Origin of the sequence: Halostella sp. PRR32, assembly GCF_034808085.1 — an archaeon.
In the GTDB taxonomy this organism is placed as follows: Archaea; Halobacteriota; Halobacteria; order Halobacteriales; family Natronoarchaeaceae; genus Halostella; species Halostella pelagica.
Map to the genome: position 1 here is coordinate 1 of NZ_JAXHGL010000215.1, position 254 is coordinate 254.

The window sequence follows — 254 nt, forward strand, 5'->3', positions numbered from 1 at the left end:
CCGCGGGCGACGCGAGCGCGCTCCGCCCCGACGACGGTGCGGCGTCGGACGACGGAAACGAGACTCGGGCCGTGGCGTCGGTCGACGAGGACCGCGTCGCGGACGCGGCAGTCCAGGGCTGGCTGTTCACGCCGCCGGAGCTCGGCCCCGAGGAGTCCGCGCCGCTCGTCGTCGAGGTCCACGGCGGCCCCCACGCCACGTGGACGGGGTCGGGGACGATGTGGCACGAGTTCCAGACGCTCGCCGCCGCCGGC

The 254-nt window shown here is 77.2% G+C and carries 1 pseudogene; it reads left to right on the plus strand.

The features are described 5' to 3' along the window. Positions 1-254, plus strand: a pseudogene (locus SM753_RS20935) (S9 family peptidase); the annotation flags it as partial.